Raw genomic sequence first — 18854 nt, 5'->3', positions numbered from 1 at the left:
GATATTGTTATGAGTCGTTGAAAAATTGAGCTGCTATCTGAGGGTTATAGCAATTTGCGATCACAAACTTTTCTGCTACTTCTCTTATTTCAGAACTGTTTTTCTCCCAATCATTCCAAGGTAAGCTCAGCTGCCCAGGCGATCTTTTCTTCTTCCCTCTTGCTTTCAAGACTTTAGGCAATAATTTACTTCCCCAGTGATAACGATTTTCTGACTTAGGCTTCGGCTTATATCTGCGACAAAACTTCCGATATTTAGCAGCACATTCATCCAAAGATTTCCCCAAAGACAAAAATGCAGGATGCCATTGAGTTATCCCATCATCACCTAACCTGTCATGAACACCATAGTTGGAAAAATCATAGAAAAAACCTTGTTGCATATTGGCCGCTTTAGGATTGGCATGGATATAACGTAGAGTGTTTAAGGCTCTTTGATAATCTGTGTTCTCGAAACCGCTGCTATGATATCGCTTTTCCCAAAAATGTCCTGTTCGATTGAGCATCCGATTAAAACACATGGCAGTGTACCAGTTGAGCCAATGCATAATTCGTGGCAAATCTTCTGGTTGTTTCGGCTCTAGCAAATAATGAACATGGTTGCTCATAATGCATAGAGCATAGAGTTTAAAGTTAAACTTTTCTTTTGATTTTTTCAAGGAGTATAAAAACACCTCGCGGCAATCAGGTTGAATTAACTTAAATTCTCGGTTATTGCAACGAACTGTGACATGATAGCAGTAATTAGATTTGAGATTGCGAGGTTGTCGAGACATCTTTTCAGTTATCAAAAAACCAAAATGATAACTTGATTTGGACTAATACCCTTTGTGTCTTTCTTTGCGTCTTTGCGCCTTTGCGCGAGACAAATTCATATCTGGATTTAGCAAGGCTAATTTTCCTAATTCAGAGTCTCAAAGTTGGCATTACACGTTATGCGATCGCATTAATTTCTCAATATTTTGAAGATTACAAATATTACTTAAGATAAAGTAAATCATTTTTCATAGAGGAATAGCTTCTTTCAATACTCTTTCTCTGATGCACTCATGCAAAATTTCTGGTTTGGCAACATCCACTTTACACCCTAATAGATCTTCTAAATCTTGAATTAGTGCAATTCTATTTAATAAATTTTTTCCTGGCTCGATATCCATCAAAAAATCAATATCACTATTTTTTGTTGCTTCATCTCTTGCCACAGAACCAAAAATACGAATATTGGACGCTCCGTAAACTTCAGCAATCCTTATTATTTCTGAACGCTTTTCTTTGAGTATTTGTTTCAACCTCATTTTTAGAAAATTAGATACCTTATCTATCGTAAACTCAATTTAAATTGATATTAACAAAAAAAATACCCTCTCCATCAACAAGAGAAGGTATTCGCAAAGTGTCAAAACTCCAAAAAATAAAGTCTATTAAGACTTAGTAACGGCTAGCACCAGGCTTGTAAACGATGAAGCTAACAGTTTGACATTGTCTAAGATTGTCAAACCCAACCACACGAATATAGCAGTCAGAATACTCAGAACGACATTCGCGAACTTCTGCCAATACATCTTGTGCACTACGGCAAGAGAAAAGAGGAAGTTTCCACAAAGTCCAGTGGTGAAGTTCAGGAGTAGGATCTTTTTCAAACTCAATCCCAGGAATATAACCTTGCTCCAACATAAAGTCAATTTGCTTAGAAATTTGTTGGTCAGTTAAAGGGGGTAGGTAAGATAGGGTTTCGTAACGACGCTCTTTAGGTAATGTTTTCATTTATTTATCCTTTACTTGTTTTCGTCAGAATATTCATTAGCATCTACACCAGGCTCGGCAATATCTGCTTCAGGAGAGGACTGAGTAAGACGCTCCAAAAGATGTCGGCGATGAGCTAAGTTTGCTTGCTTAATTGAAGTACTAACCATCTCTGGTAAATATTCCAAAACCTGTTCAGCTAAATCATCACGGACTGTTAAGATCCTTATGACTAATTTTTTGCCTTCAATTTCCGACATCAAACCTTCAATATAGGCTTCGCCATCCTGAAGTTTCCCATCCGAAGAATACTGTCTGAGCCAGATCGCTTCTCCTGGATTGGTTTCCGTCAATTGGGCAACAATCACCTTAACTGCTTGATAGGTTAAATAATCTTGCAGAACTTTAGCTGTATCTTGCGCGATTTTCTTGGAATTCATCTTATTCAGTTATCAGTATTCAGTTATAAATCTTTGAAATCTCTTAGATTATTACTGTTCGATTCCACTATTGACTGTTTACTGATAACCCTTTGGGAAGTGCGATATCTCTTGCTGATATTTCGTCAGACAAGCCGCACTTCTGTTTACTGTATTTAGAGAGTATCCATTGCTTCGAATTCGAAGGTGATTTCTTTCCAAAGTTCACAAGCCGCAGCCAATTCAGGAGACCAACGACAAGCTTCACGAAGAACGTCGTTACCTTCACGAGCCAAGTTACGACCTTCGTTACGAGCTTGAACACAAGCTTCAAGAGCAACACGGTTAGCAGTTGCACCAGGTGCATTACCCCAAGGGTGACCCAAAGTACCACCACCAAACTGTAAGCAAGAGTCGTCGCCGAAGATTTCAACCAATGCAGGCATATGCCATACGTGGATACCACCAGAAGCAACTGGCATAGTTCCACCCATAGAAGCATAGTCTTGAGTGAAGAAAATACCGCGAGAACGATCTTCTTCTACATAGTCTTCGCGCATTAAGTCAACGAATCCCATAGTAATGCCGCGTTCACCCTCTAACTTACCGACAACAGTACCAGAGTGTAAATGGTCACCACCAGATAGACGTAGACATTTAGCCAAGACACGGAAGTGAATACCATGATTTCTTTGACGGTCAATTACCGCGTGCATTGCACGGTGGATGTGAAGTAACAAACCGTTGTCACGACAATATTTAGACAAAGTGGTGTTAGCTGTAAAACCACCAGTCAAGAAGTCATGCATGACGATGGGAGTACCAATTTCTTTGGCAAACTCAGCACGCTGCATCATTTCTTCACAAGTACCAGCAGTAACGTTAAGGTAATGACCTTTAATTTCGTTAGTTTCTGCCTGAGCTTTCTCGATCGCCTCTTGAACGAAGAGGAAGCGATCGCGCCAGCGCATGAAAGGCTGAGAGTTGATGTTTTCGTCATCTTTGGTGAAGTCTAGACCACCGCGAAGACATTCATAAACTGCACGACCATAGTTTTTGGCAGACAAACCTAGTTTGGGCTTAATGGTACAACCAAGTAAAGGACGACCGTATTTGTTTAGTTTGTCACGCTCTACAGTAATACCGTGGGGAGGTCCAGGGAAGGTTTTGATTAAAGCAACGGGGAAACGGATATCTTCTAAACGTAGTGCACGTAAAGCTTTGAACCCGAATACGTTACCAACCAAAGAAGTTAAAACGTTAGTTACAGAACCCTCTTCAAAAAGGTCTAGAGGATAAGCAACGAAAGCAAAATACTGATTGTCTTCGCCGGGAACTGGTTCAACTTCATAACAACGACCCTTGTAACGATCTAAGTCAGTTAATCCATCGGTCCAAACAGTTGTCCAAGTACCTGTAGAAGACTCAGCAGCAACCGCAGCAGCAGCTTCTTCAGCTGGAACTCCGGGCTGAGGAGTCATACGAAAACAAGCTAGCAAGTCGGTGTCTTTGGGAGTGTAGTCAGGAGTGTAATAAGTCAGACGATAGTCTTGTACACCTGCTGCAAACCCTGCGGCTGATTTGGTTTGTACCATTTAGGTTAATTCCTCCATAAACAATATGTTTAGTGTTTCCTTTCTTTCTTTCGAGCCTCAATATAAATAGGGAGACTATATCTACTAGGAAGAAAAATCGTTAAAAGATTACTTTAACTAGCGCAAATTATGAAGCGCCAAGTTGTGTATGACTAATTTTCTTTTTCGTGTACTAATCTTATCATATGGTTTAGATTAAAAAATAATTTTTATCGAGATTTTCACCAAAATTTGATTGCAATTGTTTTTATGATTGATTATTTTAGCTAATACTTGCTAGGACTTAATTTTTAGAACCATCTGTTGCTAGTAAATAAGGCAATCTTGACAAATAATTTCCTAATATCTCTATGCCGAACTCAACTATAAGTCCACAAAGATTATTTTTGAAAGCATATATATATCAAATAAATTAGAGCTGATTCTCCTTGTGAGGATTATCTCAGAGAAACAATAATAGTATCCTTGAATAGATACGAGACTCAAATAGCTAGGTACTTTTGCTTACCAAATTTAATAACAAAACCTATAAGCTTTTGACTTACAGGCTAGAAGAAAATATAAATAATAGATAGGCAGTAAAATTTTGTCTAACTTTTAATGCCTTAATAAGAGGGGTTTTACTTATGATTAAAGGAAATAAGCCTAAAAAATAAGATCGGAACAATTAATTCTTTAAATAGGTTCATTTACCGTTATTATTCAAAGATTTTTTATGGGGAAATAGAGTAACTAACAGTTGATCGATATAAACTTTTCCGATCGCAACTCCTGGAGTATTTTCTGAATTTTGCTCTTGTTCTGCTACTTCAACCTGGGATTCTACACTGGCAATTTCTTCCTGTTGCCAAGGATCAAAATCTTCAACTTCGGCTGGTTCATTATCTGCTGCTTTATCGGTCAGTGAATTAGGCGACGGAACAACTTCTTTGCCGTTAGAATTAGATTCTTGATTGATAATTTCAGAACTGTTTTCTGCCTCTTTTTCTAGAGCTTCATCAGATAATTTATTTTCAATTATTGGCTCATCAGGCGGCTCAGCTTTCGCCCCATTGCCATTGACGCCATTATTGTTATTAACGGTGCTATCGCCAGTCGGCAAAGATCTCGAATTATCCCCAATAATTGAACCAGGATTAATTACCGTCATCTCAGCAACTGAAGCATTGAAAATAGTTGTAGTCGTGCCAATACAAGCATTTGCGCCGATCTTGCTAGACCCAATAATGAGAACTCCAGAACCTAGAGCCACACCCGCTCCAATCTCAATCGAACCATTATGGGCATGAAGGACAACTCCCATTCCCAGACAGACATCAGGCCCGATCACAATACGAGCATCGGTTGCAGCCTTTAAAATTACCCCTGGGGCTATAGATGCAGTAGGATGGATTTCGATATCACCATCAAGCAGAATTTCAGAATTAACTATAGGTCGCAGAGGTGGTAAATACATGAATGATTAAGGACAACGATTAAGGACGAAGGGAAATTGGGAAGCGGGAAACGGCAAGTATGATGCAATTATGGCGAATATCTTCACTGAAAGAATACCGAGAAAGGAAATAGATGATAGGGTCTCTTCTATCTCCCTCTGCTGATTCTCTAATCTCCCAGTCAATCCTCATCAGTAACGGGTAAACAAAACTGATTAGCCCTACTATGGACGCTGAATGATAGTTTCAGAAATTCGGCGTTTTGCAGCAGTATCAACCCCAATCATCCGGACATATTCTCCTGAATGTTCAGCCAAGCAAGCTTCTAAAGCAGATATGACATCACCTTCACGGGAACTAGCGATCGGCGCACAACTTTGCCAAGACTTACTCTTAAAACGACGTTTGCTAGCATGTTCTGTACTAAGTTGATAACCAGCAGATAGCAAAGAACGAACTTCTTTTAAGACCTCACTGCTTAAGCTATTGCTAGTGGCACTATGACCATTACTATAAGCATTGCCATAACTTTTACTATTTCCATTGCCATTACCATTGCTGTAACTGGCAACAGTAGCTTGCTTAGCTGCTACCACGTCTCCTGGTCTTTGAATTATGCTGTCAGAAACTCGACGTTTCGCGGCAGCATCAATGCCAATCATACGAACATATTCTCCTGAATGCTCTGCTAAACAAGCTTCTAAAGCTGCTATCACTTCAGACTCACGAGAACTTTCAATAGGAGAACAACTTTGCCAAGATTTAGTTTTAAAACGACGCTTGGTAGCATGTTCGGTACCAATTTTGTAGCCGGCGGATAACAAAGAACGCACGGCCTCTAATGTTTTTGCACTGAGGCGACCACCACTAGTTACATTGCCATTGCCATTACTATAGCTGGAGGAGGAGCCATTACTAGAACCGGCAACGATTCCAGTTCCTGGGCGTTGTACTATAACCTCGGCGATTCTAGTCTTCGTATTAGGGTCAGCACCAATGATACGAATATAGTCTTGAGGATGTTTAGCAGCGATCGCCTCAATTTTGCCCATTACCTGATTAATCCCACCGCTGACTTGTCCTGCGGTGAGCCAAGATTTGGTTTTGAAGCGTCGTTTGCTCGCATGTTCAATGCCAATATTGCAGCCTTGAGATAAAAGTGAGCGAATTTGCCCAGAAACATCTCCACTTAAATTAGCACTGCCATTGTGCGCAAACCCGTTGCCATTACTATTCCCGTTACCATTTCGATAGCTAGTATTCGCTTTGCCTTGAATAGGAGCCTCTCCTGGCCGTTGCACAATAATCTCAGCTACTCGGCGCTTGGCATTTGGATCGACACCTACTAGTTTGACATATTCTCCCGAATTCTCTTGCAGAATGCGGTTTAACTCGGCCACTACTTGATCTTCTCTTGTGCCCGCAAGTCTACCACCGTCGAGCCAGGATTTGGTCTTGAAACGGCGCTTGTTGGCATGCTCTGTCGTAATTGTGCAACCTTGCGCTAAGAGCGATCGCAATTGCGTTCTGATATCAGTACTTAAAGTCATATTCCCTACTAAATTCATATAATTATTATCTTTAGCAGCCTCAGTCGAACTTTGATCCGAACTAGTGAGACTTTTGGCTAGGGGAGTCATGCACGAAGAATCTTCGATACATTGGTATCCAGCTAGAAGGGCTTCATTAATTTCCACCACATGATGGGCAAAATCGCGATCGCTATCCTGAACATCAGGTAAGCGATCTGCTTGTTGCTGGTTGGTAATAATCGCTCCAGATGGAATATATTTCCCCGGAGGAATTTCCACATCCTGAATCAAGGCATGCATCATGACAATACAGCCATCACCTACCTTGGCATTAAATACCGTAGATCGAAACCCAATAAAACACTCATCACCGACATAAGCCGGACCATGGATGAGTGCCATATGGGTAATACAAGTATTTTCGCCTATCCAAACTGAATATTCATTTGAGTCATCGCCGATGACTCTCCCTTTCTCCAAACCATGAATCACAACCCCATCTTGAATATTGGTACTGTCACCAATATAAAATGGCGTTCCCTCATCAGCTCTAATTGAGCTGCCAGGGGCTACAAAGACATTTGCTCCTACGCGAACATCTCCAATTAATCTTGAAAATGAATGGACATAGGCACTCTCATGTACGTTTGGTTCTGCTAGATTGCTCGACCAGGGAGTTGGGGGAGCCGCTTTTGTGCGGACTGGCATGATTTCAATTTCTCCTAAACTATTAAATCCAGCAATTATGAATTAAAATCGAGACTTGAGCTGTCTGGACAAAATTCATAATTGATCTAGGCAAAACGTTCCGTTTCCCGTTTGCTATAAAGAGAGCGATTATCAACCGAAACCGTATCGATAATCCCCACTACGGTTGCGTCAAGGGGGCGTTGTTCGTAACGACTTTCAATACGAGCTGCACTCCCTCTGCTAACTAGTACCCACTCATTGATACCTGCACCAACAATATCTGCTGCCACTTCGTACTTTGGTAAAAGCTCTCCTTGTTCGTCGATAAACTGAACTAGTAAAAGCTTTACTCCCGTCATACTCTGCAGTTTATGAGTACTGACAACTGTGCCACGAACTTGGGCAATTTGCATCTATGTAAGTCCGCTCGCTTATTTAATAATTATGGTCTTCTCAGAGGTTGAGGATTTACGCTCTCACGAAACTGCTCTACCGCTTCGGTGTAGCGAATAGGCAATACATATTCAAGGTTTTCATGGGGACGAGCAATAATGTGGTTGGACAAAACCTGACCACCTTTGACTTTGTCAACATTATCAATTCCCGCAGAAACCGAAGCTTGAACTTCAGATACATCACCACGAACAATTACTGTTACACGACCAGTACCGATTTTTTCATAACCGACTAGGGTAACTCGCGCAGCTTTAACCATAGCATCAGCCGCTTCTACGACTGCAGGGAAACCCAAAGTTTCCACCATTCCTACTGCGATAGACATTTATTTACTCCTTTACTCAATTTGATAATTTTTATTCCCGGACTAGTGACTAGTTACTTAATAGGATCTAAATTGTTCGACTTCCTCTGTATACCGAATTGGCAAGACATATTCGAGGTTCTCGTGGGGGCGAGCAATAATATGATGGGACAAAACTTGACCGCCGTTGACTCTGCCAGCATTTTCAATTCCTGCAGCTACAGAAGCTTGAACTTCAGATACATCACCACGAACAATTACTGTCACTCGACCAGTACCGATTTTTTCGTAACCAACTAGGGTAACGCGAGCTGCTTTAACCATAGCGTCAGCAGCTTCTACGACTGCGGGAAAACCCAAAGTTTCTACCATTCCTACTGCAATAGACAAGAACTTACTCCTTTACTTGATGTGATAATTGTTGGCGACTAGTTGTTAGCTAGCTATCTAAAATAAGAAGCTTTGTCACTTCTTTACTTATATCGAAACTCTCGCCTACTTTAATTAAGCTAAGACTTAAAAACTAAATTAAATATTTCGATAACAAAAACTGGAAATAATAAATTCTTGACTGATGAAAATTTTCTTTTCAAGGCATCAATGTTTATTGTTCCTCAATTCCAGATTCATCAAAAGTCAAATCCCACTCTAATGAGTAATTCAACTTGACATTGACGGGATTGGCTAATTTACCTATCCATGATCAAGCATAATTAACCTTGTCCTCTTTGACAATATAAATCATGATTATATTTTTTAATTTGATTGTTAATGAGAATTAATACCTAAAAAATATTTTTGTAATGCCCTGTAGGATTGCAGTCAATTTTTCCCCGGCCCTATTTTATCCTAGAATGTTTTTAAATTGATTTAGTTTAGGCCATATTCAAGGGCATTCAGTATGCTGATTAACACATGTCAACAAGTAAAATTAATTCTTCTAAATGCGATCCTCTGGGTTTAATCATCATTTTTTCACAAATCTTAAGGAAATAGAAATTTTTTTAGAATCCTAACTGGGGGTAACATCGAAGTTGCTAAACAATAGGCAATATTCACTATTGCTATGGAGGCAACTTTGTGCTGTTCTTGGGCTTTGGGATCAATAATAATCCCTGGGCTTAACAACAATAAATGACTTCAATTATATTTAGGGTTGTGATCGGTAGTTTTTATTTTAAAATACCCATTAAGATTAACGTTTAAGAAAATATTAATAAACTGTGCTTATTATTCCGATAATAAAATTACGAGCTAATCGTAACTGTCAATTTTCTGTTGTAAATTCTAGGATATTTTGATGGCTGAGTTTCTTCTACAAAGTATTTGGACAGTCCCTCTATATGGTTTTTTGGGGGCAGTTTTCACCTTGCCCTGGTCTTTGGGAATAATTCGTCGGACAGGACCCCGCCCAGCAGCCTATATTAATATAATCATGACATTGCTGGCTTTTATTCATGGGTCGATTGTTTTCAACCTCGTCTGGACCAGACCGACTGAGCAATTAGTTTTTCATTGGTTGCAAGTGGCCGATTTAGATTTGACTTTAGTCATAGAGCTTTCTCCTGTGAGCATGGGGGCATTGGAGTTGGTAACGGGAATTAGTCTATTGGCTCAAGTTTATGCTCTCGGCTATATGGAAAAAGATTGGTCCCTAGCACGTTTTTTCGGTTTGATGGGCTTTTTTGAAGCAGCTCTAGCTGGTCTGGCGCTGAGTGATTCGTTGTTGCTGAGTTATGGATTGCTAGAGTTACTCACTCTGTCTACCTATTTGCTGGTGGGGTTCTGGTATGCTCAACCTCTAGTGGTGACCGCAGCACGAGATGCTTTTTTAACCAAGCGTGTAGGGGATATTATTTTGCTCATGGGCATAGTGGCTATGTCCTCCTATGGGGCAGATTTAAACTTTTCCGATTTAGGAGAATGGGCATCAAGCTTTCCCTTGCATCCTCTAACCGCAGCTCTAGTGGGCTTGTCCTTAATTGCTGGCCCTACGGGTAAATGTGCTCAGTTTCCACTGAATCTTTGGCTTGATGAGGCGATGGAAGGACCAAATCCAGCAGGGATTTTACGTAATTCGATCGTGGTTTCGGCTGGGGCTTATGTGTTGATTAAGTTACAACCAGTTTTTACGCTTTCTCCGGTTTCTTCTGATGTTCTGATTATTTTAGGAACAGTCACGGTAATTGGCGCATCCTTAATGGCGATCGCACAAATTGACATCAAGCGAGCATTATCCCATTCAACCAGTGTTTATCTGGGCTTGGTCTTTATCGCTGTGGGTTTAGGTCAAGTTGATATTGCCTTTTTATTACTGTTTGCCCATGCGATCGCCAAAGCGTTGTTGTTTATGAGCGCTGGCACAGTAATCCTGGCAACTAGTAACCAAAATGTTACGGAGATGGGTGGTCTTTGGTCGAGAATGCCCGCCACTGCGATCGCCTTTGTTGTAGGAAGTGCTGGTTTATTAGCCCTAACTCCGATGGGCATGTTCTGGACATTCCAACGCTGGTTCAATGGTTCTTGGGCAATCAATTGGTCACTACTAGGACTTTTAATGTTTACTAATTGCCTATCTGCAATTAATTTAACGCGCTTATTTAGGATTATTTTTTTGGGAGAACCCCAAGCCAAAACTCGCCGTGCGCCAGAAGCTCCTTGGTTAATGGCAGTACCCATGGTTTCCTTGACAGTGGTAACCTTGCTCGCACCGATCGCACCAATCGAGTGGCCGCTATGGCTAAGTCCCACAACACCTTTAAGTCTGCAGTCTGAACCCATAATTCAATTTGCCGCACCTTTATTCATCGCATCTGGGGTGATTGGCGTAATTATCGGGGGCACGATTAAAGTCAGACAAGCTTGGCAGCGTTCTAGTCAGGTATTTGTGAGGTTTTTCCAGGATTTGTTTGCCTACGACTTTTATGTTGACCGTCTGTATGAAGTTACTGTGGTTGCTGCCGTATCTTTCCTGGCGAAATTCACTTCTTGGATAGATCGTTATGTAATTGACGGTGCAGTCAACTTAATTAGTCTAGTAACTATTTTTGGCGGTAATGCCCTTAAATATAATGTCACCGGACAATCCCAGTTTTATATCTTGACAATCATTGTCGGAGTAGGACTATTACTGTGGTTATTACTAAATGGTCAATGGTCAATAGTGACAGATTACTGGTCATCCTTTGTCAGTTAACAGTTGTCAGTTGTCAGTTATCAGTTAAAAACCTAATTATTAACACCTAATACCTAATACCTAATTATTAACACCTAACACCTAACACCTAATTTTCAAAACTATGCTCAGTGCCTTAATACTTATACCCTTATTAGGGGCTGCTATTGTAGGTTTTTTACCAGAAGAAAAAAATAGCAAGCAAAGTCGGAATCTAGCGATTCTAATTGCGATCTCAATCCTTGTTGTCAATTGCTATCTAGGATGGCATTTTGACACTAGTGTTAGTGGATTTCAGTTCTCCGAATTTATTCCTTGGCTTGCGGGAATTGGTTTAGATTACAACTTAGGCATTGATGGCCTATCTTTTCCTCTGGTATGTCTCAATAGTTTGCTCACTCTAATTGCAATTTTAGTTACCGATAAGTCGATTGCTAGACCCAGATTATATTATGCAATGTTGTTATTGCTTAGTGCGGGTGCTGTTGGGGCTTTTTTGGCCAAGGATTTATTACTATTTTTCCTGTTCTATGAATTAGAAATCATCCCCTTATATTTCTTGATCGCCATTTGGGGTGGTAAGAGAAGAGGTTATGCAGCTATGAAATTTTTGCTTTATACTGCATTTTCCGGAATTTTAGTTTTAGCATCATTCCTCGGTTTGGTCTGGTTAACTGGGGCAGATAGTTTTGCCTATGAACCTTTGCGATCGCAAACCTTGCCCTTAGCTAGTCAGTTACTTTTGCTGGCACCTTTATTGGTGGGTGTGTTCATCAAAATTCCGATTTTCCCTTTCCACACTTGGTTACCTGATGCCCATGTAGAAGCTTCGACTCCCATTTCTGTTTTACTGGCAGGGGTTTTGCTCAAACTTGGAACCTATGCTTTATTGCGCTTTGCTGTGGGTTTATTCTTCGAAGGCTGGGTCTATCTAGCTCCTTGGATGGCAATTCTCGCAGGGATTAGTGCTTTGTACGGGGCCTCCTGCGCGATCGCCCAACAGGATATGAAGAAGGTTGTTGCCTATTCTTCCATCGCTCATATGGCTTATATTCTTTTGGCAGCCTCGGCAACAACTCGTTTAAGCATGACAGCTTGTGTGTTTCAAATGGTCAGTCACGGCTTAATCTCAGCATTCTTATTCCTCTTGGTCGGGGTAGTTTATAAGAAAACAGGCACCAGAGATGTTAATTCTCTAACAGGGTTACTGAATCCTGAAAGGGGTTTGCCAATCACCGGCGGGTTGATGATCTTAGGAGCCATGGCAAGTTCCGGGTTACCAGGAATGGTCGGTTTTATCTCAGAATTTTTGGTCTTTAGAGGTGCATTTCCCATTTTCCCCATCCCCACTCTTTTATGCTTAGTGGGAACTGGCTTAACAGCAGTTTATTTTCTTTTAGTAATTAACAAAGTATTTTTTGGTCGTCTCACCCAAGGTTTAGCTAAATTACCTCCTGAAAAACTTTTCGAGCAAGCTCCTGCTTTTGCTTTATTAGTTTTGATTGTTGGTTTTGGTCTCCAACCAAGTTGGGTCATTCATTGGAGTGAAGTCCAAGCAGTCGCCTTACTAACTGGACATTAACAGTTATCAGCGAAGTTCCTAAAACCTAAAACCTAAAACCTAAAACCTAAAACCTAGAACCTAATTCCATGGTTATTGCAACTAAAACAACCAAATCTCAGTTAATAGAAGCATATATTCAAAGACTCGAAACAGGTTTGGCATTGCTGGACGATAATCCACAAAACTTGATTGAAGTGGTGGGGGTTCTCAAAAGTTATGGTGTCGTCTTGGATGCCTATTCTGTTAACCTCTGTTATATTGCCGAAAATCAGTTTTTAAGACTCTTTCCGATCTTTAAATATTTCAATGGCGAAATAACTGCTGATAAACTTTGGCACAATATTTGGCATGACAGAATTAATTACGAATATGCTGAATATTGCATGAAAGCTATGTTTTGGCATGGTGGCGGCGGTTTAGATGCTTATTTAGACACCCCCGAATTTGCCGAAAGAGCAGAAGCGGCGATCCAAGCCAGATTTAAAAATAATCCCTTGATACTTGGGTTGAAAAAACTCTTTAAAGATTATTTGCCAGAACAAGTGCGCCAAATGTGCTACTACAGTGCACTTGGTCAGTTTTGGCGAGTCATGAGTGACATTTTTATTGATTTAAGCGATCTCTATGATGCTGGGGAAATCAAATCAATTCCCGATGTGGTAACACATATTCTCAATGGTTTGGTCAAAGATGCGGCCCGCCCCATTACTTACAGCGTAAACATAGGGGGACAAGATTACGATCTGATGCCTGAATCTGTTGGGTTAACTTTCCTCATGGATACTGGCGTGCCTTATGTAGAAGCCGTCTTCTTCCGAGGAACACCTTTTCCCGGAACAATTTCTTACAATGCCCAAGCCTATCAAATTCCCTATGATCAGGGAGCTTTTAGTTACGGGGCTTTATATGCCGATCCTCTGCCCATTGGTGGTGCGGGGATTCCGCCGACATTATTAATGCAAGATATGCGACATTTCATCCCCGACTATCTAATGGATATTTATCACCAAGGTCTTCGTGGGGAAGGGGATTTGCGGATCAAAATTTGTGAAAGCTTCCAAAGATCGATGTTTTGCGTCACCACAGCCGCCGTGCAGGGCTTAGCTCCCCATCCTTTGGATACGAAAGATCCAGAAGAACAACAAGCAAACCGCAAATACCTTAAAGGATGGTTAACACGCTTACTAAAATCACAAATGATCGTCGTGAATAGTTAACACTATTCTGATAAATGTAGCGAGGGAAATCAGAACAAGATCATAGAAAAAATAAGCAATAAATTAAGAAAAATGACTATTCTCTGATTTAAATTGAAGAATATCGGTAAACTACGTAAACTACTACTAAATAAATCTTCAATAACCTATGATTATTGCTATAACAGCTTTGAAAGGGGGAGTTGGCAAGACGACAACAGCAGTACATTTAGCTGCTTATTTACAGTTATCAGCACCCACGCTGTTAATTGACGCCGATAAAAATCGTTCGGCCTTGGTATGGTCAAGAGAAGATAAGCTGCCCTTTTATGTTGCCTCTCAAGCAGGCTCCCCGGGATTAATTAAAAAATTTACCCATATTGTCATTGACACTCAAGCAAGACCAGAAGCAGAAGAACTAGAAGATCTGGCTCAGGGTAGCGATTTGGTGATTCTCCCCACTACTCCCAATGCTTTAGATATCGATAGTACTCTCAAAGCTGTAGAGTTATTAGAGCCGCTCAAAATTAACTACAAAGTCCTGTTGACCAGAGTCGATGCTCGAACCACCAACGGCAGAGATGCCAGAAAAGTTCTTGAAGAAGCCAAGTTACCTCTATTTAAGACGGAAATTCCTCTATTAGTGGCCTTTCAACGGGCTCCCAGTCGTGGTGTCATCGTTAAAGATTACCCCGATCCTAGAGCTGGTATTGGATGGTCTAGATACCGCTCGGTAGGCAAGGAGATCATGGTATAAGTAATCATAAATTTAAGGACAAGAGAGGTTGTGGCTATCAAAGAACATCAAATAGAAGTTGGTAAATGGCAATGGTTTTATCGCGAAACAAAGGTGGAAAGCGAAAGACCACCTGTCTTATTGCTCCATCCCATCCCGACCCATAGTTATACTTGGCGAGGGGTAATGAATCAATTGGCAGAGCAAAAAATTGCTGCGATCGCCCCGGATTGGTTGGGTTGTGGCTTTTCTGCCAAACCAGATAAAAGAGATTTTAACTATAGTCCTGATGCCTTTGTCACTGCCTTAGAAGATTTTATTGCTGCTATGGAATTAGACAAATTCTATTTAGTGGCTCAAGGTTATTTGGGTTCGGTGGGGATTCAATATGCTTTGCGAAATTCTGACAAGATAGAACGCTTAGTAATTCTCAATTCGCCCCTGACGAAGCAAGATAAATTGCCCTGGAAAATGAAACAATGGGGCCTGCCTTTTGTTGGGGATATGATGACTCAAGATCCTTTGCAGGTAGACCGCACGTTGGAATCAGGAAGCGGATTTGTCGTACCGGAAAAAGATTTATCAGTTCATCGCAAACCTTTTTTGGAGAGCTCTGCGGTGGGAAGATCCCTAATGGCGATCGTCAAAAATCTCGAATTAGACAAAGCAACAACAGAAATATCCCAGGGCTTGGTGAAATTAAAAACGCCAACCCTGATTCTTTGGGGAGAAGAAGATCCTTGGTTAGATGTCGATGAGGCAGAAGCGATCGCCAAGTCCAACTCTTCGGTTGACATAGTCAAATTAACAGAAGCCAAACATTATCCCCAAGAACATTGGCCCGAAGAAATCGCGATCGCAATTTTTCAGTTTTTTCGACGCAAAGTTTTATAAAATAGCCAATTATTGAGACAATTCTTTTAGTAAACATAGTTCATCATTTATTAACATGAGAATTCTTCGCTCTCTTCTATCTGTGATGTTAGTTTTGGTTGCAACTGTCCTAGTTAGTTGCAGTAGTCCCACAGCTTCCGTCCCAGAAGTTTATACTCCAGAAAAACTCCAGACCATCAAAATCTACCGTATCCCTGTAGATATTGCCAAAAAGCAGGTTGATACTCTGAGTAACTTGATCAACGATGAAGATTGGACAGAGTTAAAAAGTGTTATCCATGGCCCTTTGGGCATTTTGAGAAGAGATTTAAGATATTTATCGGAGGCACTATTGCCTGAGGATAAAGAACAGTCTCTAGAAATCTCGGATGATCTCTTTTTGCGGTTAGAAAATCTTGATGCTGCGGCTGCGGCGAAAAATTATACTAATGCGATGAAAGCATATAGTAAAGCGATCGCAGACTTCGATGCTTATGTCAAAATAATTCCCAATGCCGAAGATATAGATAACTAAGATATATAAGGTTTAGGAGTTAGAGATTGGGAGTTAGGTTTTAGGGCAATTCAGAAAATGTGAGTTCCAAAATAGGAAGAACCTAATTTGAGGATCTATAGAGAGGAGCATTACTTCTTTTTTTTACCTCAAACTAAAACCTAACACCAGTCCTGACAGAGTTTCCTAAAATGATCGCCTCTATGTTCAAAACTGAGATATTGATCGAAACTGGCGCAAGCTGGAGATAATAAAACGGCTTTAGCCTTATTTTCCTTAGCTAACTCAGAGCTACGAACCACTGCATTATCTAATGTTTCAACTATTTCATAATTAGCGTAATCAGATTCGGTTAATCTTCGGGCAAAATCTGCGGCAGCTTCCCCAATGAGCAAGACGCAGCTTGCTTGGTTTTTGATCTGTGAGATCCAAGCCTGATCGTCTCCTGATTTTGCCTGTCCCCCCGCAATTAAAATTACAGGGCCCTCCACTGAAGCCAAACCGACTTCTGCGGCTTCATAATTGGTTGCTTTGCTGTCATTAATATAATCAACTCCTTGATAGGTTCTAATATACTCTAGACGATGGGGAACTCCAGGAAAGCTGGTAATCGCTTCTGCGATCGCATTTTTATCAATTCCTGCTAGTCTAGCGGCAGCAACTGCTAAAAGCAAATTCTGCCGATTATGCTTTCCTGGCATTTTAAATAGAGACAGAGGCAAAATTAATTCCCCAAAGGCCACTATCCAAGAATCTTCTACATACACTAAGCGATCACGTCTAACTTTGCGATCGCCAAACAAGTTTTCCTGCTCCCCAACGGTTGTCCAATAAGCATCTTGCCATTGGGTTCGCCCCAGATTTCGCAGATAAGGATCGTCAGCGTTGAAGATTGCCTGACGACTACGAGCTAACAGAGAAGCTTTAATCTGATAATAATTTTCCAGTGTTTTATGACGACTGAGATGATCGGGAGTAAATGTTGTCCAGATACCAATTTGAGGTTGTAGTTGGGAGGACGCCTCGATCTGATAACTACTCAATTCAGCAATTATCCAATCCAACTTATTTTCTGTTTGATTTTGCTGCAAAACTAATTCGCAAGCAGCATGACCAATATTGCCACAAGCTGGAGCTGATAATCCAGCAGCTTTGAACATTGCAGCAATTAGGGCAGTAGTGGTAGTTTTCCCATTGGTTCCTGTGACTCCCAGCCAAGGAATTTTCGATAAATATCGCCAAGCTAGTTCTATTTCGCCAATTGTTTCAATTCCCTGATTTCTGGCTGCCACCAGCACCGGAATATCCCAAGGGACCCCAGGACTAACGACAATGAGGCTGGACTTATTTAGGGATTCTAGATTTAAAGAATGTTCCAGCTTAACAGCAATATTTTCCTTCTGTAATTGAGATATTGATGTTTGTAAATCCTGACCATTAGAACGAGACAGAATCGAATTTTTTGAAGCAGAATCTCCTAATGTCACATCCCAACCTTCTTGGTTAAGGACTTTTGCAGCTGCAATTCCTGACCTTCCTAACCCGATAACCTCAGCTTTAGGCATATTTTCTTAAATTGTATTGTTTGTTAACTGGCAACAACTGAAAATTATAAAGCTTTTACCGATTCTCCGACTTTTCTTAAGATCTTGTTCTTGTTTTAATTTGTGGTTGGCAAATTTCCATCAACCAAATTGTTGAAACCATAAACTTCTCTGCTGCCAGCGAAAGCGACCAATTCAACCTGTTTGTCATCTCCTGGCTCAAAACGAACGGCGGTTCCTGCGGGGATATTGAGACGCATTCCCATAGTTGCTGCTCGCTCAAACGACAAGGCAGTATTAACTTCATAAAAATGAAAATGAGAGCCTATTTGCACGGGACGATCTCCTGTGTTCGCTACTGTAATGGTAATTGTTTCGCGTGCGGCATTAATTTCGATCTCGCCATCACGAGGAATTATTTCACCTGGAATCATAATTAAGTTTCCCCTACATAATTTTCAAACTCGCGCGTTCCCTTGCGCCTTTCGGCGACGCGGGGTCGCTCGTCAATTTTCAATTTCACTGAATCGGATTGTGAACGGTAACTAACTTCGTACCGTCAGGAAAGGTGGCCTCGACTTGAACTTCCGGGATCATTTCGGATACTCCATCCAAGACTTCGTCCCGATTCAAGAGTGTTGTCCCATAACTCATGAGTTCGGCAACGCTTTTGCCTTCTCTGGCACCTTCTAAGATTTCGGCTGAAATATAAGCTACTGCCTCAGGATAGTTCAATTTTAGTCCTTTAGCTTTTCGCCTTTCAGCGAGCAAGCCCACAGTGAAAATTGTTAATTTATCTTTTTCTTGGGGTGATAGTTTCATAGCTATTGATCATTAATCTGCGATCGCCTTAGAATGCAATTATGACAGTCCTAAGATATTAAAGCAAAAAATACTATTGTTACAATCCTGCCTAAAAAAATATTCTTAAGACCGATTGCCCATACTTTGCCTACACCTTGAGGCCAGTACTAAGGCGATTTCTCAAAATATTTGTACCAGGTTTTGATCAGATTTATCGATAATCTGTAAGGACGATTCGCGAATCGCCCCTACGTCAATGGTATGTTCTTTCCCA

Annotated in this window: 19 protein-coding genes; 6 read left to right on the top strand and 13 right to left on the bottom strand. The window is 40.8% G+C overall.

The window, feature by feature from the left end; translation table 11 throughout:
* Positions 1–7: 7 nt before the first annotated feature.
* The 10 genes from XEN7305_RS04565 to XEN7305_RS04520 all read right to left on the bottom strand — a co-directional run bounded on the left by XEN7305_RS04565 (position 8) and on the right by XEN7305_RS04520 (position 8564).
* Positions 8–775: a transposase gene (locus XEN7305_RS04565; RefSeq protein WP_006508179.1), complete on the bottom strand. Its 768-nt coding sequence runs from the start codon at positions 773–775 to the stop codon at positions 8–10.
* Positions 776–1003: 228 nt separating this feature from the next.
* The gene (locus tag XEN7305_RS04560) at positions 1004–1294 is read right to left on the bottom strand and encodes a nucleotidyltransferase family protein (protein ID WP_006508178.1); all 291 of its coding nucleotides are present in this window, start codon (positions 1292–1294) and stop codon (positions 1004–1006) included.
* 133 nt (positions 1295–1427) lie between these two features.
* Positions 1428–1763 (bottom strand): ribulose bisphosphate carboxylase small subunit, encoded by a 336-nt coding sequence (locus XEN7305_RS04555; protein WP_006508177.1) that lies wholly within the window; start codon positions 1761–1763, stop codon positions 1428–1430.
* 11 nt (positions 1764–1774) lie between these two features.
* Positions 1775–2182, bottom strand: a complete 408-nt coding sequence (locus tag XEN7305_RS04550) for a chaperonin family protein RbcX (RefSeq protein ID WP_006508176.1) — start codon at positions 2180–2182, stop codon at positions 1775–1777.
* 155 nt (positions 2183–2337) lie between these two features.
* Positions 2338–3756, bottom strand: coding sequence for a form I ribulose bisphosphate carboxylase large subunit (locus XEN7305_RS04545; RefSeq protein ID WP_006508175.1), 1419 nt, complete (start codon positions 3754–3756; stop codon positions 2338–2340).
* 685 nt (positions 3757–4441) lie between these two features.
* Entirely contained in the window at positions 4442–5212 is a 771-nt protein-coding gene (locus XEN7305_RS04540; protein WP_006508174.1) for a hypothetical protein, read from the bottom strand.
* Between the two features lie 204 nt (positions 5213–5416).
* Entirely contained in the window at positions 5417–7432 is a 2016-nt protein-coding gene (locus tag XEN7305_RS04535) for a ribulose bisphosphate carboxylase small subunit (RefSeq protein ID WP_006508173.1), read from the bottom strand.
* Positions 7433–7518: 86 nt separating this feature from the next.
* Positions 7519–7827: a EutN/CcmL family microcompartment protein gene (locus XEN7305_RS04530; protein ID WP_006508172.1), complete on the bottom strand. Its 309-nt coding sequence runs from the start codon at positions 7825–7827 to the stop codon at positions 7519–7521.
* Positions 7828–7856: 29 nt separating this feature from the next.
* Entirely contained in the window at positions 7857–8195 is a 339-nt protein-coding gene (locus XEN7305_RS04525) for a carbon dioxide-concentrating mechanism protein CcmK (RefSeq protein WP_006508171.1), read from the bottom strand.
* 57 nt (positions 8196–8252) lie between these two features.
* Positions 8253–8564 (bottom strand): carbon dioxide-concentrating mechanism protein CcmK, encoded by a 312-nt coding sequence (locus tag XEN7305_RS04520; RefSeq protein ID WP_006508170.1) that lies wholly within the window; start codon positions 8562–8564, stop codon positions 8253–8255.
* 910 nt (positions 8565–9474) lie between these two features.
* On the opposite strand from XEN7305_RS04520, the gene XEN7305_RS04515 reads away from it, so the two are divergent.
* From XEN7305_RS04515 to psbQ, 6 genes are all read left to right on the top strand, one after another.
* Positions 9475–11370 (top strand): NAD(P)H-quinone oxidoreductase subunit F, encoded by a 1896-nt coding sequence (locus XEN7305_RS04515; RefSeq protein ID WP_006508169.1) that lies wholly within the window; start codon positions 9475–9477, stop codon positions 11368–11370.
* A 103-nt stretch (positions 11371–11473) separates the two neighbouring features.
* Complete coding sequence (locus tag XEN7305_RS04510; RefSeq protein ID WP_006508168.1) at positions 11474–12931, top strand: NADH-quinone oxidoreductase subunit M; 1458 nt, start codon at positions 11474–11476, stop codon at positions 12929–12931.
* 68 nt (positions 12932–12999) lie between these two features.
* Complete coding sequence (locus XEN7305_RS04505; protein ID WP_006508167.1) at positions 13000–14130, top strand: CO2 hydration protein; 1131 nt, start codon at positions 13000–13002, stop codon at positions 14128–14130.
* A 148-nt stretch (positions 14131–14278) separates the two neighbouring features.
* Positions 14279–14866 (top strand): ParA family protein, encoded by a 588-nt coding sequence (locus tag XEN7305_RS04500; protein ID WP_006508166.1) that lies wholly within the window; start codon positions 14279–14281, stop codon positions 14864–14866.
* A 30-nt stretch (positions 14867–14896) separates the two neighbouring features.
* Complete coding sequence (locus tag XEN7305_RS04495; RefSeq protein ID WP_006508165.1) at positions 14897–15739, top strand: alpha/beta fold hydrolase; 843 nt, start codon at positions 14897–14899, stop codon at positions 15737–15739.
* A gap of 55 nt (positions 15740–15794) precedes the next feature.
* The gene (psbQ, locus tag XEN7305_RS04490) at positions 15795–16253 is read left to right on the top strand and encodes a photosystem II protein PsbQ (protein WP_006508164.1); all 459 of its coding nucleotides are present in this window, start codon (positions 15795–15797) and stop codon (positions 16251–16253) included.
* A gap of 140 nt (positions 16254–16393) precedes the next feature.
* Here psbQ and murD read toward each other — a convergent pair whose 3' ends face one another.
* From murD to ureA, 3 genes are all read right to left on the bottom strand, one after another.
* Positions 16394–17797, bottom strand: a complete 1404-nt coding sequence (murD, locus tag XEN7305_RS04485) for a UDP-N-acetylmuramoyl-L-alanine--D-glutamate ligase (RefSeq protein WP_006508163.1) — start codon at positions 17795–17797, stop codon at positions 16394–16396.
* 95 nt (positions 17798–17892) lie between these two features.
* Positions 17893–18210, bottom strand: coding sequence for an urease subunit beta (locus XEN7305_RS04480; RefSeq protein WP_006508162.1), 318 nt, complete (start codon positions 18208–18210; stop codon positions 17893–17895).
* An 85-nt stretch (positions 18211–18295) separates the two neighbouring features.
* On the bottom strand, positions 18296–18598 hold the full coding sequence (ureA, locus tag XEN7305_RS04475) for an urease subunit gamma (RefSeq protein WP_006508161.1): 303 nt from the start codon (positions 18596–18598) through the stop codon (positions 18296–18298).
* Between the last annotated feature and the right edge of the window lie 256 nt (positions 18599–18854).

The sequence above is a fragment of the Xenococcus sp. PCC 7305 genome, from assembly GCF_000332055.1.
GTDB lineage: Bacteria > Cyanobacteriota > Cyanobacteriia > Cyanobacteriales > Xenococcaceae > Xenococcus.
This window is presented reverse-complemented; position numbering and strand designations above follow the sequence as displayed.